22 protein-coding genes are annotated in these 23,813 nt (G+C 62.4%); 10 read left to right on the top strand and 12 right to left on the bottom strand.

What is annotated here, in order from left to right; translation table 11 throughout:
• Window positions 1-61: 61 nt before the first annotated feature.
• Window positions 62-1,012 (bottom strand): ribosome biogenesis GTPase YlqF, encoded by a 951-nt coding sequence (gene ylqF / locus AB5Y70_RS17815; protein WP_041213141.1) that lies wholly within the window; start codon window positions 1,010-1,012, stop codon window positions 62-64.
• A gap of 341 nt (window positions 1,013-1,353) precedes the next feature.
• Here ylqF and AB5Y70_RS17810 point away from each other — a divergent pair, with 341 nt between their 5' ends.
• The 5 genes from AB5Y70_RS17810 to rnk all read left to right on the top strand — a co-directional run bounded on the left by AB5Y70_RS17810 (window position 1,354) and on the right by rnk (window position 6,315).
• Entirely contained in the window at window positions 1,354-2,745 is a 1,392-nt protein-coding gene (locus AB5Y70_RS17810; RefSeq protein ID WP_041214887.1) for an alkaline phosphatase, read from the top strand.
• Window positions 2,746-2,769: 24 nt separating this feature from the next.
• Window positions 2,770-4,137 carry an alkaline phosphatase gene (locus AB5Y70_RS17805; RefSeq protein WP_223920106.1) on the top strand — a complete coding sequence of 456 codons (1,368 nt, stop codon included), beginning with the start codon at window positions 2,770-2,772 and terminating at the stop codon, window positions 4,135-4,137.
• 50 nt (window positions 4,138-4,187) lie between these two features.
• Window positions 4,188-4,871, top strand: coding sequence for a hypothetical protein (locus AB5Y70_RS17800; protein ID WP_029314749.1), 684 nt, complete (start codon window positions 4,188-4,190; stop codon window positions 4,869-4,871).
• An 81-nt stretch (window positions 4,872-4,952) separates the two neighbouring features.
• Window positions 4,953-5,687 (top strand): ABC transporter substrate-binding protein, encoded by a 735-nt coding sequence (locus AB5Y70_RS17795; protein WP_182721638.1) that lies wholly within the window; start codon window positions 4,953-4,955, stop codon window positions 5,685-5,687.
• 232 nt (window positions 5,688-5,919) lie between these two features.
• Window positions 5,920-6,315, top strand: coding sequence for a nucleoside diphosphate kinase regulator (gene rnk / locus AB5Y70_RS17790; protein ID WP_010675253.1), 396 nt, complete (start codon window positions 5,920-5,922; stop codon window positions 6,313-6,315).
• A 108-nt stretch (window positions 6,316-6,423) separates the two neighbouring features.
• Here rnk and AB5Y70_RS17785 read toward each other — a convergent pair whose 3' ends face one another.
• The gene (locus AB5Y70_RS17785; protein ID WP_247631708.1) at window positions 6,424-7,551 is read right to left on the bottom strand and encodes a diguanylate cyclase; all 1,128 of its coding nucleotides are present in this window, start codon (window positions 7,549-7,551) and stop codon (window positions 6,424-6,426) included.
• A 461-nt stretch (window positions 7,552-8,012) separates the two neighbouring features.
• Here AB5Y70_RS17785 and AB5Y70_RS17780 point away from each other — a divergent pair, with 461 nt between their 5' ends.
• From AB5Y70_RS17780 to AB5Y70_RS17765, 4 genes are all read left to right on the top strand, one after another.
• Window positions 8,013-8,801, top strand: coding sequence for a transporter substrate-binding domain-containing protein (locus tag AB5Y70_RS17780; protein ID WP_010675255.1), 789 nt, complete (start codon window positions 8,013-8,015; stop codon window positions 8,799-8,801).
• 99 nt (window positions 8,802-8,900) lie between these two features.
• Window positions 8,901-9,845 carry an amino acid ABC transporter permease gene (locus AB5Y70_RS17775; RefSeq protein WP_041201654.1) on the top strand — a complete coding sequence of 315 codons (945 nt, stop codon included), beginning with the start codon at window positions 8,901-8,903 and terminating at the stop codon, window positions 9,843-9,845.
• The gene (locus tag AB5Y70_RS17770; protein ID WP_257707084.1) at window positions 9,829-9,951 is read left to right on the top strand and encodes a hypothetical protein; all 123 of its coding nucleotides are present in this window, start codon (window positions 9,829-9,831) and stop codon (window positions 9,949-9,951) included. The genes AB5Y70_RS17775 and AB5Y70_RS17770 overlap by 17 nt, the downstream gene beginning before the upstream one ends.
• Complete coding sequence (locus AB5Y70_RS17765) at window positions 9,935-10,678, top strand: amino acid ABC transporter ATP-binding protein (protein ID WP_041213147.1); 744 nt, start codon at window positions 9,935-9,937, stop codon at window positions 10,676-10,678. Before AB5Y70_RS17770 ends, AB5Y70_RS17765 begins: the two co-directional genes overlap by 17 nt.
• A gap of 124 nt (window positions 10,679-10,802) precedes the next feature.
• Here AB5Y70_RS17765 and AB5Y70_RS17760 read toward each other — a convergent pair whose 3' ends face one another.
• Complete coding sequence (locus AB5Y70_RS17760) at window positions 10,803-11,174, bottom strand: hypothetical protein (RefSeq protein ID WP_143237754.1); 372 nt, start codon at window positions 11,172-11,174, stop codon at window positions 10,803-10,805.
• Between the two features lie 178 nt (window positions 11,175-11,352).
• On the opposite strand from AB5Y70_RS17760, the gene AB5Y70_RS17755 reads away from it, so the two are divergent.
• The gene (locus AB5Y70_RS17755; RefSeq protein ID WP_201871754.1) at window positions 11,353-12,192 is read left to right on the top strand and encodes a sterol desaturase family protein; all 840 of its coding nucleotides are present in this window, start codon (window positions 11,353-11,355) and stop codon (window positions 12,190-12,192) included.
• A gap of 66 nt (window positions 12,193-12,258) precedes the next feature.
• On the opposite strand, the gene AB5Y70_RS17750 is transcribed toward AB5Y70_RS17755, so the two are convergent.
• From AB5Y70_RS17750 to tadA, 9 genes are all read right to left on the bottom strand, one after another.
• A complete protein-coding gene (locus AB5Y70_RS17750) occupies window positions 12,259-13,668 on the bottom strand; it encodes a basic amino acid/polyamine antiporter (protein WP_042864109.1) in 1,410 nt (469 codons plus the stop codon).
• Window positions 13,669-13,677: 9 nt separating this feature from the next.
• Window positions 13,678-14,580, bottom strand: a complete 903-nt coding sequence (locus AB5Y70_RS17745) for a homocysteine S-methyltransferase family protein (protein WP_247631707.1) — start codon at window positions 14,578-14,580, stop codon at window positions 13,678-13,680.
• Between the two features lie 294 nt (window positions 14,581-14,874).
• Window positions 14,875-15,417: a hypothetical protein gene (locus AB5Y70_RS17740; RefSeq protein ID WP_042017561.1), complete on the bottom strand. Its 543-nt coding sequence runs from the start codon at window positions 15,415-15,417 to the stop codon at window positions 14,875-14,877.
• An 18-nt stretch (window positions 15,418-15,435) separates the two neighbouring features.
• Window positions 15,436-16,755 (bottom strand): hemolysin family protein, encoded by a 1,320-nt coding sequence (locus AB5Y70_RS17735; RefSeq protein WP_041213150.1) that lies wholly within the window; start codon window positions 16,753-16,755, stop codon window positions 15,436-15,438.
• 241 nt (window positions 16,756-16,996) lie between these two features.
• Complete coding sequence (phoU, locus tag AB5Y70_RS17730; protein WP_029314752.1) at window positions 16,997-17,707, bottom strand: phosphate signaling complex protein PhoU; 711 nt, start codon at window positions 17,705-17,707, stop codon at window positions 16,997-16,999.
• A 108-nt stretch (window positions 17,708-17,815) separates the two neighbouring features.
• Window positions 17,816-18,634 carry a phosphate ABC transporter ATP-binding protein PstB gene (pstB, locus tag AB5Y70_RS17725; protein WP_010675264.1) on the bottom strand — a complete coding sequence of 273 codons (819 nt, stop codon included), beginning with the start codon at window positions 18,632-18,634 and terminating at the stop codon, window positions 17,816-17,818.
• Window positions 18,635-18,738: 104 nt separating this feature from the next.
• Window positions 18,739-20,388, bottom strand: a complete 1,650-nt coding sequence (pstA, locus tag AB5Y70_RS17720) for a phosphate ABC transporter permease PstA (protein ID WP_042017560.1) — start codon at window positions 20,386-20,388, stop codon at window positions 18,739-18,741.
• A 17-nt stretch (window positions 20,389-20,405) separates the two neighbouring features.
• Complete coding sequence (locus tag AB5Y70_RS17715; RefSeq protein ID WP_201925862.1) at window positions 20,406-22,643, bottom strand: ABC transporter permease subunit; 2,238 nt, start codon at window positions 22,641-22,643, stop codon at window positions 20,406-20,408.
• 168 nt (window positions 22,644-22,811) lie between these two features.
• The gene (tadA, locus tag AB5Y70_RS17710; protein WP_080768115.1) at window positions 22,812-23,360 is read right to left on the bottom strand and encodes a tRNA adenosine(34) deaminase TadA; all 549 of its coding nucleotides are present in this window, start codon (window positions 23,358-23,360) and stop codon (window positions 22,812-22,814) included.
• Window positions 23,361-23,813 lie beyond the last annotated feature (453 nt).

The raw sequence follows: 23,813 nt of genomic DNA, 5'->3' as shown, positions 1-23,813 counted from the left end.
AGAGGCGGCCCAGGGCCGCCTCTTCTTGCTATCAAGCACAACCTATCGTGCACAACGCCGGTCAGCGCTGGCGCTTCTTGGCGTACTTGCGACGAGCCCGGGCCTGGCGCTCCTCTTCCCGCTCCGCCTTCTCCCTGGCTTTCTGCTCAGCCTCGGCCTCGGCTTCCACTATCTCGACGCTCACCATCTCTGGCGTCTCCAGGGAGATCCGCCCCAGCATGCCGGACCGGAATTCATTGACCAGGATTTCCGAGGCCTTGTGCAGATCCGCAAGCCCCCCCTTGCGCATGAAGCCGCGCTGACGGGCAATGAGATCCAGCAGCTCGATCTCGGTCTCCGGCAGCTCGCTCAGCTGGTAGCGTGCCTTGATGCGCTCCGGATAGGCCTTGATGAAGTAATCGGCGGCAAACATGGCGATGTCGGCGTAATCGAAGACGGTATCCTTGATGGCCGCCGTGATCGCCAGTCGATAACCGCAGGAGGGCGGGTTGAGCTTGGGCCACAGGAAGCCAGGGGTGTCCGTCAGGATGACGTGGTTGTCGAGCTTGATCCGCTGCTGGGACTTGGTCACCCCCGCCTCGTTGCCGGTCTTGGCGATGATGCGCCCCGCCAGGGTGTTGATCAGGGTGGACTTGCCCACGTTGGGGATGCCCATGATCATGGCTCGCACCCCGCGCAGCTCGAAGTTGCGCTCCGGCAGCATCTCGTGGCACAGGGTCAGCAGTTGCTTGATCATCGTAGGCTCCTGCTGGGTCAGGGGCAGTGCCTTGATCCCCTTTTCCTGCTCCATGTGGGCCACCCAAAGCGCGGTGATCTCGGGGTCGGCAAGGTCTGCCTTGTTGAGCACCTTGATCACCGGCGTCTCCCCGCGCAGCTCCGGCACCAGGGGGTTCTCGCTGGAGAAGGGGATGCGGGCGTCGAGCATCTCGATGATGACATCGACCTGGGGCATGACCTCTGCAATCTCTTTGCGGGCCTTGTGCATGTGGCCGGGGAACCAGTTGATGGACATATCCGTTACTCTCTCATTGGCATGCGGTCCCCTCTCGGGGCTGCGGGCGCTCGGGGTTGCGGGTGCGTGGTGATGCGCCAGACCGCTGGCACTCATCGCAAGGGGGCGCATTTTACCTGCTGCGGCCCCGATTTGACAGGCTATTCTGGCCGGGTGTTGTCACCCGGGTGGCCGGATGCCCACCACGCCACCGGGAGGTGAGTGGCAAAACACAATCAACATAACCCATTGATATAAGATAACATTTGCAAGGCGCTTTCACCGTATTGTCATCTCTCTTCACTAAAAGTGTCATCTGCCCCCTCTAGGCTGCGCTCAGGTTTCACAAGGAGCGAACCCCAATGAGAAAGATGGCAGGACTTGCAGTGATGATAGGCGCCGCCCTGGCCGCCGGCTGCAACTCCAACAACGACAGCAACACCCCGGAACCCAGCGCCAAGAACGTGATCTTCTTCCTCGGCGACGGCATGGGTCTCAACACCCTCACCGCCTCCCGGATCTATGGCGTCGGCGAAGAGGGCAGCCTCACCATCGACACCCTGCCGGAAACGGCCTTCATCAAGACCTTCTCCCACGATGCCCAGGTGACCGACTCGGCCCCCTCCATGGCGGCCTACATGACCGGGGTCAAGAGCAACAACGGCGTCATCAGCATGGACAGCGACGCCACCCAGGAGAGCGATTGCAGCCAGAGCGGCGGCAAAGCGGTGACCACCCTGCTGGAGCTGGCCAAGGCCGATGGCCGTGGCACCGGCGTGGTCACCACCACCCGGGTCACCCACGCCACCCCGGCCGCCACCTATGCCCATATCTGCAACCGGGATCTGGAGGCTGATATCGCCGTCCAGATGGTGCCGGGGGGCAGCGGTTACAACAGCGCCCTGAAGGAGGGGCTGGATGTGGTGCTCGGGGGCGGCAGCAGCTTCTTCCTGCCCAGTGCCGACAAGGGCAAGCGGACCGATGGCCGCAACCTCATCGACGAGATGAAGGCGAAGGGCTATCAGTTTGCCGCCACCCTGGACGAGCTGAACCAGGCCGATGCGAGCAAGCCGCTGCTGGGCCTGTTTGGCTCAAGCCACATGAAATATGACCTGGACCGGCCCGCCAGCGAGCCGTCACTGGCCCAGATGACCCTGGCTGCCATCAAGCAGCTCAAGGGCAAAGAGAAGGGCTACTTCCTAATGGTGGAAGGGGGGCGTATCGACCACGCCCTGCACGACACCAACGCCAAGCGCGCCCTGCAGGATACCCTCGCCTTCGACAACGCCATCCTGGCCGCCATCAATGAAGTGAAGAAAACCGATCCCGAGCTGAAAAACACCCTGATCGTGGTCACCGCCGACCATGACCACACGCTTGTGCTCAACGGGTACGCCAAGCGCACCGGCAAGACCACGGCAGGCAATGCGGGCGTGCTCGGGCTGGTGAAGAACTACGAGACCGGCGAGCCGAGCAAGGATAGCGATGGCATGCCCTACACCATCATCGGCTTTGGCAACGGCTACAACCGGGTGGACGGCCCGCGCAGCAGCGTGGCGGCCCTCGACGACGCCACCACCTCCGCCGACGACTATCACCAGGAGGTAGTGGTCAAGGTGGGCGAGATAGGCAACGAAACCCACGGCGGTACCGATGTCTTCCTCGGCGCCATCGGCCAGGGGGCGGAGCGCTTCCACGGCTCTCTCGACAACACCGCCGTGTTCGGCAAGATCAAGGCTGCGGCCAAGCTGTAAGGGATTATCAGGATGAACATCACCATGAAAAAGACGCTGGTCTGCACCGCCCTGCTCGGCACGCTTGGCGGCCTCTCCAAGGCGCACGCCGCCGATGCCAAGAACGTCATACTCTTTATCGGTGACGGCATGGGCCCCACCGTGCTCACCGCCACCCGCCTGTTCAAGGTGGGGGAAGAGGGGGATCTCGAGATGATGAAACTGCCCCAGAGCGCGCGCATCAAGACCTTCTCCCACGATGCCCAGACCACGGACTCCGCCCCCTCCATGGCGGCCTACACCACCGGCGTCAAGATGAACAACGAGGTGATCGCCATGAGCAGCGACACCAGGGCAGTGGCACCGTCCAAGGATGCCAACGGCAACAAGGGCATCAACAACTGCACCAGCGACAACGGGAGCCCGGTGCCCACCATTCTCGAGCTGGCCAAGGCGGCGGGCAAGTCGGTGGGGGCCGTCACGACCACTGAGCTCACCCATGCCACCCCGGCGGCGACCTATTCCCATATCTGCCACCGGGATGCGGCCTACGCCATCGCCGAGCAGGCGGTACCAGGCGGAGCCGGCTTCAACCAGGCGCTGGGGGATGGGGTCGATGTGCTGATGGGGGGCGGCGCCAACCACTGGACGCCCTACAGCGCCAGCAACAAGGGCGGCCGGGCCGACGGCCGGGATCTCACCGCCGAGCTGACCGCCCGGGGCTACCGCTATGTCACCACCAAGGATGAGCTCTCTGCCGTCAACTCGGGCAAGGTGCTGGGGCTGTTCAGCACCAAGTCCCACCTCGACTACGAACTGGACCGCGTCGCCAAGGGGGCGGCCAGTACCCAGCCGTCCCTCTCCGAGATGACCGCCAAGGCGATCGATCTGCTCAGCCAGAACAGCCAGGGCTACTTCCTGATGGTGGAGGGGGGGCGTATCGACCACGCTCTGCATGCCACCAACGCCAAGCGATCCCTGACCGATGCGGTGGCGCTGGACGAGGCGGTCAAGACGGCCCTCGGCAAAGTGGATTTGAGCGATACCCTGATCGTGGTTACCGCCGACCACGACCACACCATGACCATCAATGGCTATTCCGCCAAGGGCAACAAGGTGCTGGATCTGGTCAAGAACGCCGATGGCTCGACCCAGAACGACGCGGACGGCAAGCCGTTCACTACTTTGGTATTCGGCAACGGCCCCAACCGCCAGGACCAGCGCCCCACCCTTACCAGCGATGAGGTGATGGCGGATGACTACCTGCAGGAGACCGGAGTCAAGCTCGGCTCCGAGACTCACGGCGGCGGCGATGTGATGCTGTTCGCGGGCGGCGCAGGCAGCAGCCAGTTCAAGGGCACCCTCGACAACACCCGGGTGTTCGGCAAGCTCAGGGAGGCCCTCGGCCTGTGATAAAGGGGCCCGGCACCGCGCCGGGCCCGTTTTCCGTCGAGCGAGAGACGATGATGAAATATCTGCTTTCTTTATGGCTGCTGGGCAGCGCCCTCTCCTTCCCCCTCCTGGCCGACGAGGTGCCCGATCTGGCCGCCCGCATCCGCTACGTGGACAGGGTGACCGGCAGCGACGGCATCACCCGGGAGAGCCAGTGGCAGGAGAAGTGGCTGCGGGTCGGTGACCAGGTGTGGAGCCAGCGGCTCATTCCCGTTCCCCTGGCCCGTGCCTATCACGCCACCCACGATGCCCGCCCCGGCCACAAGCACTTCACACACCAGATGGCGGCGCGCTGGGTCACCCGCAGCGAGGGAGACGCACTCCAGTTGCGCTACGCCGATGCCTGGCACAACCAGCTGGTGGAGGTGCCGCAGGAGGAGTACGGCCAGGTGGCCTTCAAGCCGGAGTGGGCGCGGATCCGCCACCTCATCAACCCTTCCCTGTTGGAAGGAATGACACCGCTGGATGAGGCCGCCCCCGACCAGGCAAACTGGTACGAGACCCGCGAAGGTCGCCAGCGTACCCGCATCCTCTGGTCGAGCCGCTGGCAGTTGCCCCTGGTGGTGGAGTCGGCAAGCCTCGACGGTTATCGCAGCTACCGGATGGAGGTGACGCTCAAACCGCTGCCAAAGACCCTCCCCTGGCAGCAACTGGCAGGGTACCAGACCCTGGATCTGCGGGATTTCTTCGACTGATCCCCCCAGGCGGCAATCGCCTGGCTGACATGGCGTAACGGGATGTTACACTCTCTGTACTCATCCCGGACCCGAATATCCATGCGCCTTGTTACTCTGCTTCTGCTGCTCTCCCCTCTGATCGTCTGCGCCTTTTCGGCCCGTGCCGTGGTCGTCGTGGCCGCGGACATTCCCCCCTATGTGATCCGCGCCCAGCAGGGTGCGCCGAGCGGCATGGCCATCGAGGTGCTGGAGGAGGCTGCCCGCCGCCTCGGGGAACCGCTCGAGATCGAGTTGATGCCGCTGGCTCGCGCCCTCAGCCAGGCCAGCCATCGCCCGGATGTCCTGTTGTTGCCCCCGGCCCGAAACCCCCAGCGCGAACCACTGTTTCTCTGGATTGCCCCCCTGCTGGAGGAGGCCTTCGTGCTGGTCAGCCATCGCCGTCACCATCCAACGCCGCTCTCCATGAAGACGCTGCCAGGCCTCACCGTTGGCGTGATGCGTGGCTCCCATAGCCAGAGCCTGATCCAGCCGCTGACAGGGGTTACCCGGGAGCTGGTCACCGAGGAGGTCAGCAACGCCAGCAAGCTGGCGCGCGGCCGCATCCAGGCCTGGGCGGTGGCCTGGAACACCGCCCGTTACAACCAGCAGCGGGCGGGTCTGCCGCTCCCGGATCTGGTGCGGGGCGAGACCTTGCAGCAGAGCACCCTCTACCTGGCCGCCAGCCCCCGCTTCTCCCGCAGCGAGGCGTTGCGCTGGCGCCGGGTCATTCAGGAAATGAGGGAGGATGGCAGTCTCGCGCGCATCCTGCACCAGTACGATTACCAGGCTCCCTGATGAGAAAGTCAGTCCAATTGCCAAACCACCCCAGAATGGTTATGGTATCTCCATGAAAGCAATCATGATTTTTTCCAGTACGCTCACACCCCGCTGAGCCCCCGCCCTCGCCCCGCTGCGCGAGTCGCTCGGGGGCATCGCTTTTGCTGTCTGCTTTTTACCCTTGCACCGTTTTTTGTCGACCAGTCTGCCCGTCATCCTGGTCCCTTCAGTCATTGATAAGGAAATACCCATGAAACAGCCTCATCTCGTCATCTCCAGCCTGGATCTGGATCGCATCGAACAGCTACTTGGCAACCACCCCCAGCACCTGGCCCTGCAAGAGGAGCTGGATCGCGCCGAGATCCGCGAACCCGCCGACATGCCGCCGGACGTGGTGACCATGAACAGCACGGTGCGCTTCAAGATGCAAAACAGCGGCAACGACTTCTGCCTGACGCTGGTCTATCCGAAGGATGTGCAGGGGGACGAATCGAAGATCTCCGTGCTGGCGCCAGTGGGCAGCGCCCTGCTGGGGCTCAAGGTGGGTGACAGCATCGCCTGGCCGGGGCCGGCCGGTCGCACCATCCAGGTGGAGATCCTGGAAGTGGTCTATCAGCCGGAACGCGCGGGGGAGCTGCACCGCTGACAAGCTGACAGGCTGCCATTCTGGTCTGATGCGACCAGGTGGCTGACTCGGTATGCCTTTGTCCGGTCGGAGCCGACGGCCACCGGCCGGGCATGACCTGACGGGGGATCAGGCCCCCTGACAAATCCGGTTCTTGCCCTCCCGCTTGGCCTGATAGAGAGCGCGATCGGCCTGGCTGAACAGGGTGTCAAAGTGCCATTCGCGGGCGCTGGGCGCCCACCCCAGGCTGGCCGTCACCCGGACCCCCTTCAGCCCCAGCGTTTCTATCCCCTGGCGGATCTGCTCGCAGCGCGCCTGCTGGGCCAGGGGGTCCCGCTCGGGCAACAGCAGCACAAACTCCTCCCCGCCGAAGCGGCTGGCCACCAGATCCCGCTGGCCGGCAAGATAGCGACCCACCGCCTCCAGCACCCTGTCCCCGGTCTCGTGACCGTGGCGATCGTTGATCTGCTTGAAGTCGTCGAGATCCAGCACCACCAGCGCCCCCTGCCTTGCCATCGTCACGCAGTGGTCCATGAAGCCGCGCCGGTTCAGGAGGCCGGTCAGGGGATCCTGGCTGGCCTGTCGACGCAGGGCCAGGGCCCGGCACTGGGTACAGAGCAGCAGCACCCCGAAGGTCGACAGATAGTTGCCCATCAGCATGGAGAGGAAGGGGAGCACATTGACCGCATGCTGATCCATCAGGACCCGCACCTCGCCGCCGAGCAGGGCCCCCATGCGCACCAGATTGAAACCGTAGAGCAGGATGTTGACCACGGTGAACACCAGCACAGCGGGCAGATAGTCAGGGTAGCCATGGCGCCAGATGAGCCAGACAATCACCGCCCCCACCATCATGTAGCTCAGGCAGGCCAGCAGCACCCGGGGGGCCATCTTGTCGTTGAAGATGACGCTCCAGCAGAGGATCAGCAGGTAGACCAGCATGAAGAGGGTGAATGCCCGCCAGTTTGGCGGCTCCCCGAAGAAGCGCTGGATGGCGAGTGGCATCAGGGCGAGGCAGAAGGTGATGAGCAGGTTGGCCAGCCAGATCCCCGCGATATGGGGGGAAAATGCCTGCATGAAGAAGAGCGATTGCGCCGCCAGGGCACAGAGGCTGGACCACCACCAGAGCCCGAGACCGGGTATTTCCCTGTGGGTCGACCAGATGATGGAGAGGGTGATGAATCCCAGGCTGTAGCCCCCGAGGGCCATCAACATCAGGGTAAATACGTCCAGATTGAGCAGAATTGAGGCGTCCATTCCCGAACCTTCCAATGGGGATGGCTGAGTATATGGGAAGCCCATGACAAGACACAGAGGGAGCCTATGGGCCGGGCAAAAATATTTGCCCGACTCGCACGCCCCATTCCCCGTGAAGCGTGCCGGACAACGCCCTGTCTGTGCCCGGATTTTCCACCGAGACGGCCGCCGGATATTTTGCACTTGAACCGGCGCCATTAGATAGATATGTTGTTTTCATGTGGTTTTATGAGTCACCACGAGGGATAAAAGTCTCCATAACTTATTGAGTCTTCTGGCACAAACAGGTTTTGGTACATTTTTCATCCAACGAACCATTCATAGAATCTCATATGGGGCTTTTGCCCCGACCAAGACAATAATCCTGTCTTGCCTGCTGCCGGATGCAGCAGTCTCTTGTGCCATGGAGTCGCACGGGAGCAGGTTCAAGGCCGACCACATTTACGACAGAGACGTCATTTATGATCAAAAAACTCATTCTCTCTACCCTGCTGCTGTGCGGGCTGGCCAACGCCGCGCCCACTTCCACCCTGGATGCCGTGCTGGAGCGCGGTGTGCTGCGGGTCGGCTTCGATGCCGGCTATCAACCCTTCGAGATGACCAACAAGCAGGGCCAGTACATCGGCTTTGACGTGGATCTCGCCAAGATGGTCGCCAAGGAGATGGGCGTGAAGGTGGAGTTCGTCAACACCGCCTGGGACGGCATCATCCCCGCGCTCTTGACCGACAAGTTCGACGTCATCATGGGCGGCATGACCGTCACTCCCCAGCGCAACCTGCGCGTGAACTTTGCCGATCCCTACATCGTCGTCGGCCAGACCATCGTGCTTCGCAAGGACAAGGCGGGCGAAATCAAATCCTTCCAGGACCTCAACGATCCCAAATACAAGATCGCGGTCAAACTCGGCACCACCGGCGAGCAAGCGGTCAAGCGCATGATCCCCAAGGCCACCCTGCTGCAGTTTGAAACCCAGGATGACGCCAAGCTGGAAGTGATCAACGGCAAGGTGGATGCCTTCGTCTACGACCTGCCCTACAACGCCATCTTCGCGTCCCAGAACCAGGGCGCCGTGGTGCACCTCGACAAGCCGTTCACCTTCGAGCCGCTGGCCTGGGCCATCCGCAAGGGGGATCAGGACACCCTCAACTGGTTCAACAACTACCTGCGCCAGATCAAGGGCGACGGCAGCTACGACCGTCTCTACAAGAAGTGGTTTGAATCCACCGCCTGGCTGAACCAGCTCAAATAACCTCTCAAAGGGGCGGCATGCCGCCCCTTCACGCAGACTCCCCACACGATAACGACAAAAGAGGTTGTGACAGTGATCAACCCCAAACTCACAAGACAGATGGAAAAACAGCCCAATCAGCTGCTCTGGCACGGGATCTTCCTGCTGCTGGTGCTGGCCGCCATTTTCGGCATCTACAAGGCCGTGCAGGCAGTGGATTACACCTGGCGCTGGGAACGCATTCCCCAGTACATCGCCTATCAGGCAGAACAGAAACACTATGCCGAGTTTGACGGCACCGTGGTGGCGGACAAGGGACAGCTCTTCCTGCAAGACGATCTCGACCCCAGCCGCCGTCAGGCCATCGCTCCCAAGGGCTCCCAGCTGGCTGAAGGGGATACCGTCTTCCTCGGCGATACCCTGGATGTGCAACTGAGCTGGACCGCCGGCCCCATTGCCTGGGGCGTCTGGGTCACGGTCAAGCTCTCCCTGGTGGCGGGCATCTTCGCCATCCTGCTTGGCACCCTGGCCGGGCTCGCCCGCCTCTCCCCCAATCCGGCCCTGCGCAACCTGGCCGTGACCTATGTAGAGCTCATCCGTGGCACCCCGTTGCTGGTGCAGATCTTCATCGTCTATTTCTTTATCGGCACCGTGCTGAACCTCGACCGATTCACCGCTGGTGTGGCGGCGCTCGCGGTCTTCACCGGCGCCTACGTGGCGGAGATCGTGCGCGCCGGCATCAGCTCCATTCACAAGGGGCAGATGGAAGCGGGCAGAAGCCTTGGCATGACCTCGGCCCAGACCATGCGCTACGTCATCCTGCCCCAGGCCTTCAAACGGGTGCTGCCACCGCTCGCGGGTCAGTTCATCAACCTCATCAAGGACTCCTCTCTGGTCTCCGTCATCTCCATCACGGATCTCACCAAGGCGGGGCGCGAAGTGGTCAGCTCCACCTTCAGCCCGTTCGAAGTGTGGTTCACCGTGGCTCTGCTCTATCTGGTGCTGACCGGCACTCTCTCCTTCCTGGTGCGTCGTCTGGAGGTGAAATATGCGCGCAGCAACTGATCCCGTTATCAAGGCGCCATCGGTGTCGAAACGTTCTGCCATCACCGGCACTCCCTGCCCCTTCCCGGTGCGTCGTCTGGAGGTGAACTATGCGCGCAGCAACTGATCCCATCATCAAGGCGAGCGGTGTAGAGAAGTTCTACGGCACCGAGGTGCACGCCCTGAAAAACGTCAGCACCCAGGTGGCCGAAGGGGAAGTGGTGGTGATCGTGGGGCCGAGCGGCTCGGGCAAGTCCACCTTCCTGCGCACCCTCAACCAGCTGGAAACCATCAACGATGGCAATATCGTGGTCGACGGCATCAGCCTCACCGAACCCGGGGATGTCAACAAGCTGCGGGAAGAGGTGGGCATGGTGTTCCAGTCATTCAACCTCTTCCCTCACCTGACGGTGCTGGACAACATCACCCTGGCCCCCCAGAAGGTGAGAGGGCTCTCTCGCCAGGAGGCTGAGGAGCGGGCCAAGGCCCTGCTGCTCAAGGTCGGTCTCTCCAACAAGGCCCAGAGCTACCCCTCCCAGCTCTCCGGCGGCCAGCAGCAGCGGGTGGCCATCGCCCGGGCGCTCGCCATGCAGCCGCGCATCATGCTGTTTGACGAGCCCACCAGCGCCCTCGACCCCGAAATGGTGGGAGAGGTGCTGGACGTCATGAAGGGGTTGGCCCGCGAAGGGATGACCATGGTGGTGGTGACCCACGAGATGGGCTTTGCCCGGGAAGTGGCGGACAGGGTGCTCTTCATGGAAAGCGGCGAGTTGCTGGTGGACGAGAAACCCGCCGACTTCTTCGACAATCCCCCCTCCCCGCGCTTGCGCCAGTTCCTGAGCCAGGTACTCTGACGAGCGCACCGATATTGGCAATCCGGTAAAGGGGCAAACCCGGGTTCGATCAACCGCGCAGCGGTGTCATGCAAATCAAGAAGAGGGAGCCCAGGCTCCCTTTTTTGTTCCAGGTGGCTCGCCCCTAGAATCGATACATGCCCGTCAGGCCGGCGAAGTGCTGCTCGGGCAGCACCACGGGTGCCAGCAGCCAGCGATCCGTCCCGTAGGCACCGGCGGCGGCCCCCAGCGCATTGGCCCCCGCATCCAGGGCGGAGAAGGGCCCCTGACCACTGGCCCGCTCGATCAGCTCTGCGGCGATGCCGATGCCGGTCGAGATGCCAAAACCAATCCAGCCCCTGTGCTCCCGATAGCCATAGTGATCCGCGATGGCCGTAAAGCCCGCCCCCATGGCTGTACCACCGACAACATGGCTCAACTCGCTGTTGAAACTGTCATTGGCCATCGCACTCGCACTGAGCAGGCCGAGCATGAGACAAACAGGCGTCCCGTTCATTTTCTCTCCCTCCCAAGGTACTGCCGCTTGCGGTAGATGCCGCGCGCGCTCCTTCTTCAGTGTAAACAGGGAGGGCAAGGCCGGGCCGCGTCAGACAGGAGGATCACTATCAAATGTTAATGAGTTTTTAACATCATCCGGTATGCTGACATCCAACTGGTCCAACCGGATGGCTCACATGGATGTGCAACTGCTCCTGCTCTACCTCTCGCCCCTCTTTCTGGTTTTCATCGGCTGGGAGATGCTCTACCTGCGAAAACACGGCGCCGCCTATCCCACGGCGGGCTACCAGTGGAAGGATCTCTTCGCCAATGCCACCCTGGCACTGATGCATCAGGGGGGCGATGCCCTGGCCGCCATTGCCATCGCCTATCTCTATGACACCCTCTGGGGCTGGCGACTATTCGATATCGAACTGAACCTCTGGAGCCTCTTGCTGCTCTTTCTGTTGCAGGATCTCTGCTACTGGCTGTTCCACTTCGCGAGCCACCATGTCCGCTGGCTCTGGGCCTCCCACGTGGTGCACCACAGCTCGGAGCGGCTCAACCTCTCCACCGCCTTTCGCCAGAGCCTGATGTACCCGGTCTCCGGCATGTGGCTGTTCTGGATCCCCATGATCCTCATCGGCTTCCCCCCCGAGGCGGTGGTGGCCACCGTGCTCTTGAGCCTGGGTTTTCAGTTCTTCGTCCACACCCAGGTGGTGGGCAAGCTGGGCAAACTTGAATGGATCTTCAACACCCCCTCCCACCACAGGGTTCACCACGCCAGCAACGCCAGATACATCGATCGCAACTTCGCTGGCGTGCTCATCATCTGGGACCGGCTGTTTGGCACCTTCGTGGAAGAAGACTTGGGTGAGCCGTGCCGTTTCGGCATCACCAAGCCAATCCACAGCTTCAACCCCTTCACCCTCACCTTCCATGAGTGGCGCGACATGCTGCAAGAGGCCCGGGGCCTCCCCTGGCGGCAAAAGCTCGCCGTGCTGTTTGGCAAACCGGCGGCCCCCACCAGCGGTTGAGCCACCGACCAGGATAAAAAAAGAGCGCCCAGGGGCGCTCTTTTTCATGACAGGGACACCCCCGGGTCAGACGTGAACGAAGGACCAGACGGCGGGGATCAGGCTCAGCAGCGTCACCCCGGCCAGCAGCCGTTCGCGCCCGCTGAGCCGCTGTTCGGCGCCGAGCTGGCGACGGCTGTAGAGAAACAACAGCAGACCCGGCCCGTAGAGCAGAAGCGACAGCAGCAGGTACTCCACCCCGGCGGCGTAGAGCAGCCAGAAACCATAACCGCTCGACACCAGCGCCACCACCCGCATCAGGCCGCGGCCCTGCCCACCCTTGCCACTGAAGACCAGCTTGAGCAGGAAGAGGCCGATGAGCAGGTAGGGCACCAGGATCATGGAGGTGGAGATGAGCAGCAGGTTGGTGTACCCCTTGCCAAGCAACCACACCAGCAGCAAGCAGCCCTGCACGGTCAGGCTGGTGAGCCAGAGCGAGGCGATGGGAGTGCCGTTGCGGTTCTCACGCCGGAAGATGGCCGGGAAGGCCCCGTGACGCGCCGCGCTGAACGGCACCTCGGCCGAGAAGAGGGTCCAGCTCACGTAGGAGGCGAGCACCGACACGATGAGGCCGGCGCTGATGAGCAACTTGCCCCAGGAACCCGTCATCTGGGCCATCAGTCCCGCCATGGAGGGGTTGGGCAGGGCCGCAAGCTCCGGGCGGCTCAATATTCCGAGCGCCAACACCGAGATGAGCACATAGAGCAGCAGCGCCAGCACCACACCGAGCACGGTGGCGGTGCCCACGTCCCGCTTGTTTCTCGCCCGGGCCGAGAGCACCGCTGCCCCTTCGATGCCGGTGAAGACCCAGAGGGTGATGAGCATGGTGTTGCGCACCTGCTCGGAGACCGGTACTGCCAGGGTGCTGCCCTCCTGATCCGCCGCAAAGGTGACCGGATCGAACCAGTAGCAGGCGAACAGGATGAACAGCAGCAGCGGCAGGCTCTTGGCCAGGGTCGCCACCAGATTGAACAGCGCCGCCTGCTGCACGCCGCGGGCCACCAGCAGGTGCACCGCCCAGAGGATGCAGGACTCGCCGACAAAAGCTGCCAATGTGTTGCCCTCGCCAAACCAGACCCGCTCCGGCGTATCGACAAAGCTGCCCAGCGCCGCGAAGGCGATCACCAGATACCCCACCACGCCGATGGTGGCACAGAGCCAGTATCCCCAGGCGGAGAAGAACCCCACCAGCTCGCCAAAGCCGGCCCGGGCATAGCTGTAGATGCCGCCGTCGAGCTCGGGTTTGAGCCGCGACAGGTAAAGGAAGCTCATGGCCAGCGCCAGTATGCCGACCCCGGTGACGGCCCAGCCGATCAGCACGGCGCGAGCGCCCGCCACATCGGCCATGTTCTGGGGCAGGCTGAAGATGCCGGCCCCCACCATGGAGCTGAACACCAGCGCAGTGAGGGACCAGAGCCCGATCTTGCTCTCTTTCATGGGCGCTCCTTAACGCAGCCGGCTGGCCAGCGCCTCGATGTGTTCCGGGCCGATGCCGCAGCAGCCGCCGATGAGATTTGCCCCGGCTCTGCGCCAGCGCTCGGCCCAGTCGAGGTAATCCAGCGGCCCCAGATCGCCGCGGATCTCGTCCAGACCGTCATTGGCAGTCGCCTCCTTGGGCTGGGGCGGGAAGGCGTTGGCATAGGCGCCGAGGCGAACGTCGGTGCGCCCCTGAACCTGCAACGCGGCGACGGCCACCTTGAGCGCCCCTTCAATCACCTCGGGCTGGCAGCAGTTGAACAGGATGGCATCCACCCCGGCCGACGCCAACGCGGTCACGGCATCCGCCACCCGCTCGCCAGAGCGCAGGGTGGGCTCGCTGCCCGGCGCCTCGTCTTCCAGAGTAAAGGAGACCCAGAACGGCTTGCCGTCCTCGGGCAGCAGGGCCTTGAGGGCCAGGGGCTCGGCGATGAGGCTCATGGTCTCCGCCAGCCAGAGATCCACATGGGGTGACAGGGCACGGATAAGCGGTGTCGCCAGCTCGCTCACCCGCTCGGCTTGATAGAGGTCCGCACGATAGGAGCCAAAGAGCGGCGGCAAGGAACCGGCCACCTTGACGGCGCCCCCCTGTTCGTCGGCCACGTCTCGGGCCAGTTGCCCGGCCAGAACCGCAAGTGCCTCCCCTTGGGCGGCAAAGCGCGCCTCGCCGATATGGAAGGGCACCAGGGCATAGCTGTTGGTGGTGATCACCCGGGCACCGCTCGTCGCATAGGCCTGGTGTACCTCGCGCACCGTCTCGGGCGCTTCCATCAACGCCAGCGCCGACCACTCCGGTTGACGGAACGGCGCACCACGCCGCGCCAGTTCACGGCCCATACCGCCATCGAGTACCCACAAATCCTGCTTGTCCATCTCTGTCTCTCTGCGTCTCCCCGCCATGACGGGTGTTTATTGTGTGAAACCACATTAAGCCATCAAAACATCTAGACGGCTAGAAATCCCAAATATCATGACCCAAAGTAGAACAAGAGGCAATCGGGGGCTACAAACAAATCCGGGCAAGCTCAGGATGATGGCGGCAAAGGGAGGTCTCCCCGGCACAGGCATCACCTGGCCAGGCACTGAAACGACAAGAGGCCACCCCGGGGGGTGACCTCTTGTGAAACAGGGGATCAAGGCGGGCACAGCCGCCGATAACCAGGGGACTCAGCGCCCGGCCAGCACCCGCTTGGTCTGCTTGACCCAGTCGGAGACCCGACCCTGCTGGGGATAGCCCTGCCAGATCTGCTCCCACTGGGCGGGGCTGAGCGGGCGGCCCAGCCGACGCTGCACCCCGGCATAGAGGTAGTCGTGGGCCGTGGTGCGGGCCTGGGCCGAGGTGAGGAACTTGGCAACAGGGTCGGTGAGACGCACGTCCCGCATGCCGAGCAGCGGATAGTCGCTGTGCACCGCTGCCAGCATGGTCTCGCGCATGGCCGATTCGATGTAACCCCGGGCAAACAGGGCGGTGACCGATTCAAGCGACCCTTGATCCGGGCCGTGATACTCCTCGTCGAACACCGGGCTGGGCTCTGCCACGGCGCTTTGCACCACCGCATCGGGATCCTGCTGCGGGACCACCACGGCAGGCTCGGGGGTAACGGGTTTGGCAGGCGTCACCGGCTTGCGCGGTGCGCTCTGGCTGCAGGCACCCAGTGCCAGGGCGAGCGCCACACAGGCCAGCGCACGGGAATGAGTCTTCATCTTCATGATTGCTAACGAACTCCTTTAGGATTCCTGAGCGGGCTTCTCATTGCTCGCAGGTTCTACCCGGGTGACCAGCAACTGGTCAATCTTGTAACTATCGATGTCCACCACTTCGAACTTGTAACCGGCATATTTGACCGAGTCGGTGCGCTTGGGGATCTTGCGCAGCATGTACATGATGAAACCGGCGATGGTCTCGTAGTTCTGGTTTTCCGGGAACTCCTCGATGTCGAAGGCGCGCATCACGTCGGAGATGGGGGTCACCCCGTCCACCAGCCAGGAGTTCTCGTCCCGCTGCACTATCTGCTCTTCCACCACGTGGGTGGCCCACTCCCCCATGACGGTACTCATCAGGTCATTCATGGTGACGATGCCCACCACCAGGGCGTATTCGTTCATCACCACCGCAAAATCGCCGCGATGGTTCTTGAAGTACTCCATCGCCTCGTAGAGGTTGAGGGTGTCGGGAATGATGATGACGTTCTGCACCAGGGAGCCGCTGTTGAGATCGATGCTCTGGCCGCTGATGACGCGGATCAGCAGCTCCTTGGCATCCACGAACCCCTTGATGCTGTCGAGGTTGTGGTCGCACACCAGGAACTTGTTGTGGGGGTGCTCGGCGATCTTCGCCTTGATGCTCTCCTCCCCCTCTTGCAGGGTGAAGTAGATGAGGCTCTCCCGCGCCGTCATGGCGGAAGTGACACCCAAGGACTGGAGCTCGAACACGTTCTCGATGAGCTGGTGCTCCTCGCGCTGGATGACACCGGCTTCGGCACCTGCATCCATCACCGCATAAATATCGTCGGAGGTGATCTCGTCGTTGCGCACCATGGAGATGCGCATCAGCCGGAACAGGCCGTTGGCCATGCCGTTGAACAGCCACACCAGCGGCATCAGCAAGGTGACGCACAGCATCATGGGACGCACCACCACCACGGCGATCCGCTCGGGCATGGTCATGGCGAGGCGCTTGGGCATCAGGTCCGCTATCAGGATGAACATGCCGGTGACGAAGACGAACGAGGCCGCAGAGCTAATCTGGCCGAGCCAGGGCCCCTGGTAGAAGCCGGCTATCAGCTCCCTGATGGCGGGATTGAGGGCGGATTCCCCCAGGATGCCGCCGAGGATGGCGACGGTATTGAGGCCTATCTGCACCACGGTAAAGAAGTTGCCCGGCTGGGCCTGCAATGCCAGCACCTTCTCGGCGTGGCGGTTGCCCTCGTCGGCCATCACCTGCAACTTGATCTTGCGGGAGGCAGCAAGGGAGATCTCGGAGAGTGAGAAGAACACGCTGCCGGCGACCAGCAGCATCAGAAAGAACAAACTATCGGCAAAACTCATGATTAACCTATTGCTACAGCCGCCTTAGCACAAGACGGCAAACTGGGCCCGGGAAACCGGACCGTGACTCCATCCGGGACTCACACAGGGGCCATATTCTAGCAGAAAAGCGCCCGCCGGGTGGCGTTATCTTGAACTGCCGTGCCATGCAATGAAAAAGGCGCTCAAAGCGCCTTTTTATTCAATCAGGGTTGGATTCCCGTCGTGCAGCCGCGACGGGAGCTCCACCAAAGGCGCCCGATCAGCCCTTGCCCAGCAGATCGCTCAGGTCATCGGCCTTGGTGTGACGCACATCCTTGCCCTTGACGTAGTAGACGATGTACTCGCAGATGTGCTGGCAGCGATCGCCGACCCGCTCGATGGCCCGTGCCGCCCAGAGCACGTTGAGCACCTGGGGGATGGTGCGCGGATCTTCCATCATGTAGGTCATCAGCTCGCGGATGATGGACTCGTACTCCCGATCCACCTTGTCATCTTCCTTGTAGACCGCCAGGGCGGCATCCAGATCCATGCGGGCGAAGGCGTCCAGCACGTCGTGGAGCATCTTGATGGTGCGACGCCCCATGTTCTCCAGCGACACCAGCGGTGGCTGGGGCTTGTTGGCGTTGTCGGTCAGCATGCGGGCAATCTTGTCCGCCACGTCGCCAATCCGCTCCAGATCCGTGATGGTCTTGATGATGGCCATCACCAGCCGCAGGTCGGACGCGGTGGGCTGACGCTTGGCGATGATGCGGGTGCACTCCTCGTCGATCGCCACTTCCATGGCGTTGACCTTGTGGTCGTTGGCCACGATCTTGCGCGCCGCATCCAGATCCTGGCCATGGATGGCGGCGATGGCGTCGGTGAGTTGCTTCTCCACCAGCCCCCCCATCACCAGTACCTGATTGCGCACGCTCTCAAGCTCGGCATTGAACTGACCGGAGATGTGTTTGTTGAGGTTCATATTGTCCATACCAGTAATCCTTGTTGCTCCGATTATGCCTTAGCCGTTGAACTGACTGCCAATCTGTTTGTTGATGCTCATCTTGCTCATCTTGCTCATCTCAATCAGCGGCATCCCTTAACCGTAACGACCGGTAATGTAGTCTTCGGTCTTCTTCTTGGCCGGGGTGGTGAAGATGGTGTTGGTATTCGAGTACTCGATGAGTTCCCCCATGTACATGAACGCGGTCTGATCCGAGACCCGCGCCGCCTGCTGCATGTTGTGGGTCACGATCACCACGGTGAACTGGCTCTTGAGCTCGTTGATGAGCTCCTCGATGGTGAGGGTGGAGATGGGGTCCAGCGCCGAGGTCGGTTCATCGAGCAGCAGCACTTCCGGCTCGATGGCGATGGCACGGGCAATCACCAGACGCTGCTGCTGACCGCCGGAGAGACCGAAGGCGTTGTCATGCAGACGATCCTTCACTTCCTCCCACAGGGCAGCACCGCGCAGGGAACGCTCGGCGGCCTCGTCCAGGGTACGGCGGTCATTGATGCCCTGCAGGCGCAGGCCGTAGACCACGTTCTCGTAGATGGACTTGGGGAAGGGGTTGGGGCGCTGGAACACCATGCCCACCTGACGGCGAAGGGCGGAGACATCCACGCTCTTGTCATAGATGTTGTGGCCGTGCAGCTGGATCTCCCCCTCGATGCGGCAGATCTCCACCAGATCGTTCATCCGGTTGATGCAGCGCAGCAAAGTGGACTTGCCGCAACCGGACGGGCCGATGAAGGCGGTGACCTGACCCTTGGGGATCTTCATGTTGACGTTGAACAGCGCCTGCTTGTTGCCGTAGTACAGGTTGAGATCCTTCACCTCCAGCGCAGTCTGCTCCGGGGTCAGGTTGAGCAGGTCGGTGGCGGTGTGCGGGGCCGAACTCGGTGTTACGTTGATCATCTGTTTACCTCAAATTCTCTTGGTGGCAGCGGGCAAACGTCTTGCCCGCTGCCGGAATATCTGGTTGGCAGGGAAGGTCCCTGCCCGTCTCTGTAATGGCTGGATTAATGTTCCAGCGACCGGAATTTCTCGCGCAGGTGGTTACGAATACCGATCGCCGTCAGGTTGAGGCCGACGATCACCGTCACCAGCAGGAAGGAGGTGGCGTAGACCAGAGGACGCGCCGCCTCGACGTTCGGGCTCTGGAAGCCCACGTCATAGATGTGGAAGCCCAGGTGCATGAACTTGCGCTCCACGTGCAGGTACGGGAAGTTGCCGTCCATCGGTAACGTGGGAGCAAGCTTCACCACCCCCACCAGCATCAGCGGCGCCACCTCGCCCGCCGCACGGGCGATGGCCAGGATAAGGCCGGTCATGATGGCCGGGCTTGCCATGGGCAGCACGATGCGCCACAGGGTCTCGGCCTGGGTGGCACCCAGCGCCAGCGAACCCTGGCGAATGGTGCTCGGGATCCGGGCCAGCCCCTCTTCGGTGGAGACGATCACCACCGGCAGGGTCAGAATGGCCAGGGTCAGAGCAGACCAGATGACACCGGGGGAGCCGAAGGTCGGGCTCGGCAGCGCTTCCGGATAGAAGAGGCGGTCGATGCTGCCCCCCAGGGTGTAGACGAAGAAGCCCAGACCAAACACGCCGTAGACGATGGAGGGCACCCCCGCCAGGTTGATCACCGCGATACGGATGATCTTGGTCAGGCTGTTCTTGCCCGCGTACTCGTGCAGGTAGACCGCCGCCACCACCCCGAGCGGGGTCACGATGATGGCCATCAGGATCACCATGAAGACGGTGCCGAAGATGGCCGGGAAGACGCCGCCCTCGGTGTTCGCCTCCCGGGGGTCATCGGAGACGAACTTGCCAATCTGGTGGAACCAGTGACCCACCTTGGCCATCAGGCTCATGTCGTTGGGCCAGACCACATCCAGCACCCGGGACATGGGCATGGTCACCAGCTCGCCGCGCATGTCCTTGACGGTGATGCTGTCTCTGTCCGCCTGGGTACGCAGGGAGAAGAGCTCTTTCTCCAGCACCTGATAACGGTCGTTGAGCGCCTGACGCTCGCTCGCCAGCTCGGCTTTAAGCTGATCGGTCAGCTTGTCATCCAGCTCGGCCTTGCGCTCTTTCAGGCGCAGGCGCTCCAGCTGATAGTTGATGCTGCCGATGGCCCCTTTTTGCAGGTCGTTGGCTTGGCTTGAGAGGCCGTTGGCACGGGCCAGCACCCGCTGCAAGGCGGGATGCAGATCCGTGGTCAGCTCCTGGCCATCTTCCTTCACCGAGGTGATGTAACCATAGAAGTTGCCGTTGGTGGCACGCTCCACCATGGCGAGCTCCGCCGGCTGGGTGCGCGATTTGATATCGGTCTCCAGCACCCAGCGGAAATCGAGGTCGACGAACTCCCGGTTGCCGGTCTTGACCAGATAACGGGTAATCTCTTCGCGATCCTCCCCTTCCAGCGCCTGGCCTGCGGCGCGCAGGCGCTCCACCGGCACCAGCTCCCGGTCGTTGATCTCGCCAATCAGGACGCTCTTGTTGCCGCTTGCATCTTCAAGTTGCCACTCATAGATGGGATGGGGCCAGAAATAGACCAGACCACGCCAGCCAATCAGCAACAACAGACCCAGTACGGCCACCAGACTCAGGCTGACGGCGCCCCCCGTCATCCAGATCCAGGGGGCCCCCGATTTAAACCACTTACCCATTGTCGATTCCTTAGTCCTTACAGAGAGCTGTACTTTTCACGCAACCGCTGGCGGACGAATTCGGCCAGGGTATTGAACAAGAAGGTGAACACAAACAGCACGAAGGCGGCGAGGAAGAGCACCCGGTAGTGGGAGCTGCCCACTTCCGATTCTGGCATCTCCACCGCGATGTTCGCCGCCAGGGTCCGCAACCCCTGGAACATGGAAAAGTCCATGATGGGGGTGTTGCCTGTGGCCATCAGCACGATCATGGTCTCGCCCACGGCGCGGCCAAGGCCCATCATCACCGCCGAGAAGATGCCCGGGCTCGCGGTGAGGATCACCACCCGGCTCAGGGTCTGCCACGGGGTCGCCCCCAGCGCAAGCGAGCCCTGGGTCAGGTGCTTGGGCACCGAGAAGACCGCGTCTTCGGCGATGGAGAAGATGGTGGGGATGACCGCAAAGCCCATGGCGATACCGACCACCAGGGAGTTGCGCTGGTCAAACTTGATGCCCATGTCGTGGGTCAGCCAGATGCGCGAATCACCGTGCATGAAGGCGTTCTCGATGATGGGGCTCAAGGCGAAGGCGCCCCATCCGATGAACAGCAGCACAGGGATAAGCAGGATGGCGTGCCAGCCTTCCGGCAGCCAGGTGCGGCCGCGCTCCGGCAGATAGTTCCACACCAGGGCGGTGAGCAGCATGCCCATGGGCAGCAGGATCAGCAGCAGGATCACCCCGGGCAGGGCCCCTTCGATGATGGGCGCAAGCCACAGACCCGCCAGGAAGCCGAGGATGACGGTCGGCAGCGCCGCCATGATCTCCACCGTCGGCTTGACGTATTTGCGCAGCCCCGCCGACATGAAGTAGGCGGTGTAGATGGCACCGGCGACACCCAGGGGCACCGCGAACACCATGGCATAGAAGGAGGCTTTCAAGGTACCGAACACCAGGGGCACCAGGCTCAGCTTGGCTTCGAAGTCGTTGCTGGCGGAGGTGGACTGCCACACGTACTGGGGCTCGGGATAGCCTTCATACCACACCTGTTGCCAGAGGGCAGACCAGGTTACCTCGGGGTGATCGTTCTCGACGTCAAAGACCTTGAAGTCATCCCCCTGCTGGGTCAACAGCAGGTTGTGGCGAGGAGAGATGGCAACAGCAGCCAGGTTGCCCCCGTCAACCTTCTCGCCAAGCAGCTTGGCTTCGCCGGTGGCATGGAAGAAGTTGATGGTGCCGTCGCTGCCTGCGCTGATGAAGCCCTTGCGAAAGTGCTCGGGGGTCAGCAGGGCGACCGGCGCGTCACTCTTGAAGTCACGGATCTGGGTGAACTGGCGCTTGCCATCCTTTGCCACCTCGAACCACTGGGAGATGACGCCGTTGTCGTTGCCCACCAGCAGGGAGGACGCACCGGAGAGCAGGGCCACCTGGGTCACGCTGGCATTGGGGGCGTTGATCTCCATGACATTGCGCAGGGAAATGTCGCTCAGGTTGTGGATGTCATAGACCGACAGGCGGTTGCCCTCGCGCACGAACAACAGGCGCAGGTTCGGGGTCAGCAGCATCTGGTCAACATGGCGTGGCAGGGACGGAATGGTGTAGGTCTGGTTGCTCCACTCGATTTCGCCGGAGAGGAAGTTCTCCTCGCCGCTCATCACCATCAGCACACCACGACCATCTTCGGTCACGGCCGCGGTCGCCATCTTGTCCTTGGTCGCCTCGAAGACCATGCGCGTCAGCGCCTTGCCCTGGGGATCGATCACCACGGGGGTCTCGCCGAAGGGATATTGCAGGCTGGGCTCAATGACGCGCACGTCATTGGGATAGGAGATCTTGAAATAGGGTTGCACCACCTGAGCCTTGCCGTCGGCAAACCCATAGGCGATGAGTTTCTGGCCCGGCGCAGGCGGCGCGACCGCCGTGATCTCGCCGTTCACCTGCGCCTCGCCAATCACCTGTCCGGTCTTGATCTTGCCATCCGGTTGCACGGCAAAGAATTTGACCTTCCCCTGGTCGCTGAAGCGGTAACCTATCTCGTTTTGCTCCTCGACCCCGAGCCAGGCGGTCTTGCCCTTGATGGGCAGGCTGAAGGAAGCGGTGCTCTCCATGCTGGCGCCATTGAAGATGGGCTTCACCACATAGAGCAGGTAGAAGAAGATAAGCAACAGCGCCACCAGCACCAGGGCTCCCCCTGTGGTGACGCCATATTTGGCCAATTTATCCTTGATCCGGCGTTTTCGACTGCCCGCCATGACCAGATTTAACGATTCCGATGACATGCAAGACCTCAATGTGAGCTAGGCTTGGCGGCATTATATGGCGGATGCATGACAGTTTTGTTACATCAACAGCGGCAAAGAGCGCAGGCTCCATCGGGGGGGTGGCAGTTGGTATTCGGAGGGAAGCAGGCCGCCGGTCTGGCAGTGAAATAAAAGCAAACGGGGCCATCAGGCCCCGCTGTCATCTTGAGGAAGCGCCTCTTTCGCGGCGAGTCTGGCCGCCTTCTTCTCGGCGCGGCGCCGTTTGAAGAAATCCGACAGCTGGGCCGAGCAGGCGTCGGCGAGCACCTCCCCCGTCAGTGCCACCTGGTGGTTGTGGCGGGGATCCAGCAGGATGTCGAACACAGACCCTGCCGCCCCCGTCTTCAAATCCCGGGCACCATAGACCACCCGCTTGACCCGGCTGTGGATGAGGGCGCCGGCACACATGCAGCAGGGCTCCAGCGTCACATAGAGGGTGGTGTCGAGCAGGCGATAGTTTTCAAGCTGCTTGCCCGCTTCCCGAAGCGCCATCACCTCGGCATGGGCGCAGGCGTCGTGCTCGCTGATGGAGCGATTCCACCCCTCTGCCACTATCTTGTCCCCCAGCACCAGCACGGCGCCCACCGGGATCTCGCCTATCCCCTCTGCCCTGGCTGCCAGGGCCATGGCATGGCGCATCCAGCGTTCGTCCTCCTCGCGCTGGCTGATCTGTGCTGCAACTTCAGATGGTTTCACGCCCTGATCCTCTCGTCGATATGATGTCGGCTTGCCTGGCCCCTGCACGGCATCGGCCGCGTACTCCCAGATTGCTGCGTCCCGACCCTGGGCACACCGGGCCCCTTCCCCCTCGCGCTGGCCGGTAGCCGGTAGCCCACGGCAGAAGATGCTGTCAATGAAAGAGAGGCCAAAGGCCCCGGCGACATAAGAACGCCCCGAGTCGGGTGTTCGCCACCCTGTGCCCGCCGAAGGGGGCGACGATTATGCCAAAACTCCGGCCAGGGCCCAAGTTGCATCTTGGCTGAACAATAAAGAAGCAGTCGGCATCTCCCTGATAAAAAAGGAGTTGCGCCCGCCAAATCATCCGATTAGACTTCCTCCCCGTCAGCCGAGCTGACTCCGTCGGTGTGTAGCGCAGCCAGGTAGCGCATCTGCATGGGGTGTAGAGGGTCGGAGGTTCGAATCCTCTCA

Source organism: Aeromonas sp. s1(2024), assembly GCF_040908005.1.
In the GTDB taxonomy this organism is placed as follows: domain Bacteria; phylum Pseudomonadota; class Gammaproteobacteria; order Enterobacterales; family Aeromonadaceae; genus Aeromonas; species Aeromonas caviae.
This window is presented reverse-complemented; position numbering and strand designations above follow the sequence as displayed.

What these genes read in the sequence shown, in the direction of transcription:
- ylqF (WP_041213141.1), bottom strand. Translation starts at nt 1,012, where the DNA reads ATGTCCATCAACTGGTTCCCCGGCCACATGCACAAGGCCCGCAAAGAG.
- AB5Y70_RS17810 (WP_041214887.1), top strand. Translation starts at nt 1,354, where the DNA reads ATGAGAAAGATGGCAGGACTTGCAGTGATGATAGGCGCCGCCCTGGCC.
- AB5Y70_RS17805 (WP_223920106.1), top strand. Translation starts at nt 2,770, where the DNA reads ATGAAAAAGACGCTGGTCTGCACCGCCCTGCTCGGCACGCTTGGCGGC.
- AB5Y70_RS17800 (WP_029314749.1), top strand. Translation starts at nt 4,188, where the DNA reads ATGATGAAATATCTGCTTTCTTTATGGCTGCTGGGCAGCGCCCTCTCC.
- AB5Y70_RS17795 (WP_182721638.1), top strand. Translation starts at nt 4,953, where the DNA reads ATGCGCCTTGTTACTCTGCTTCTGCTGCTCTCCCCTCTGATCGTCTGC.
- rnk (WP_010675253.1), top strand. Translation starts at nt 5,920, where the DNA reads ATGAAACAGCCTCATCTCGTCATCTCCAGCCTGGATCTGGATCGCATC.
- AB5Y70_RS17785 (WP_247631708.1), bottom strand. Translation starts at nt 7,551, where the DNA reads ATGGACGCCTCAATTCTGCTCAATCTGGACGTATTTACCCTGATGTTG.
- AB5Y70_RS17780 (WP_010675255.1), top strand. Translation starts at nt 8,013, where the DNA reads ATGATCAAAAAACTCATTCTCTCTACCCTGCTGCTGTGCGGGCTGGCC.
- AB5Y70_RS17775 (WP_041201654.1), top strand. Translation starts at nt 8,901, where the DNA reads ATGGAAAAACAGCCCAATCAGCTGCTCTGGCACGGGATCTTCCTGCTG.
- AB5Y70_RS17770 (WP_257707084.1), top strand. Translation starts at nt 9,829, where the DNA reads ATGCGCGCAGCAACTGATCCCGTTATCAAGGCGCCATCGGTGTCGAAA.
- AB5Y70_RS17765 (WP_041213147.1), top strand. Translation starts at nt 9,935, where the DNA reads ATGCGCGCAGCAACTGATCCCATCATCAAGGCGAGCGGTGTAGAGAAG.
- AB5Y70_RS17760 (WP_143237754.1), bottom strand. Translation starts at nt 11,174, where the DNA reads ATGAACGGGACGCCTGTTTGTCTCATGCTCGGCCTGCTCAGTGCGAGT.
- AB5Y70_RS17755 (WP_201871754.1), top strand. Translation starts at nt 11,353, where the DNA reads ATGGATGTGCAACTGCTCCTGCTCTACCTCTCGCCCCTCTTTCTGGTT.
- AB5Y70_RS17750 (WP_042864109.1), bottom strand. Translation starts at nt 13,668, where the DNA reads ATGAAAGAGAGCAAGATCGGGCTCTGGTCCCTCACTGCGCTGGTGTTC.
- AB5Y70_RS17745 (WP_247631707.1), bottom strand. Translation starts at nt 14,580, where the DNA reads ATGGACAAGCAGGATTTGTGGGTACTCGATGGCGGTATGGGCCGTGAA.
- AB5Y70_RS17740 (WP_042017561.1), bottom strand. Translation starts at nt 15,417, where the DNA reads ATGAAGATGAAGACTCATTCCCGTGCGCTGGCCTGTGTGGCGCTCGCC.
- AB5Y70_RS17735 (WP_041213150.1), bottom strand. Translation starts at nt 16,755, where the DNA reads ATGAGTTTTGCCGATAGTTTGTTCTTTCTGATGCTGCTGGTCGCCGGC.
- phoU (WP_029314752.1), bottom strand. Translation starts at nt 17,707, where the DNA reads ATGGACAATATGAACCTCAACAAACACATCTCCGGTCAGTTCAATGCC.
- pstB (WP_010675264.1), bottom strand. Translation starts at nt 18,634, where the DNA reads ATGATCAACGTAACACCGAGTTCGGCCCCGCACACCGCCACCGACCTG.
- pstA (WP_042017560.1), bottom strand. Translation starts at nt 20,388, where the DNA reads ATGGGTAAGTGGTTTAAATCGGGGGCCCCCTGGATCTGGATGACGGGG.
- AB5Y70_RS17715 (WP_201925862.1), bottom strand. Translation starts at nt 22,643, where the DNA reads ATGTCATCGGAATCGTTAAATCTGGTCATGGCGGGCAGTCGAAAACGC.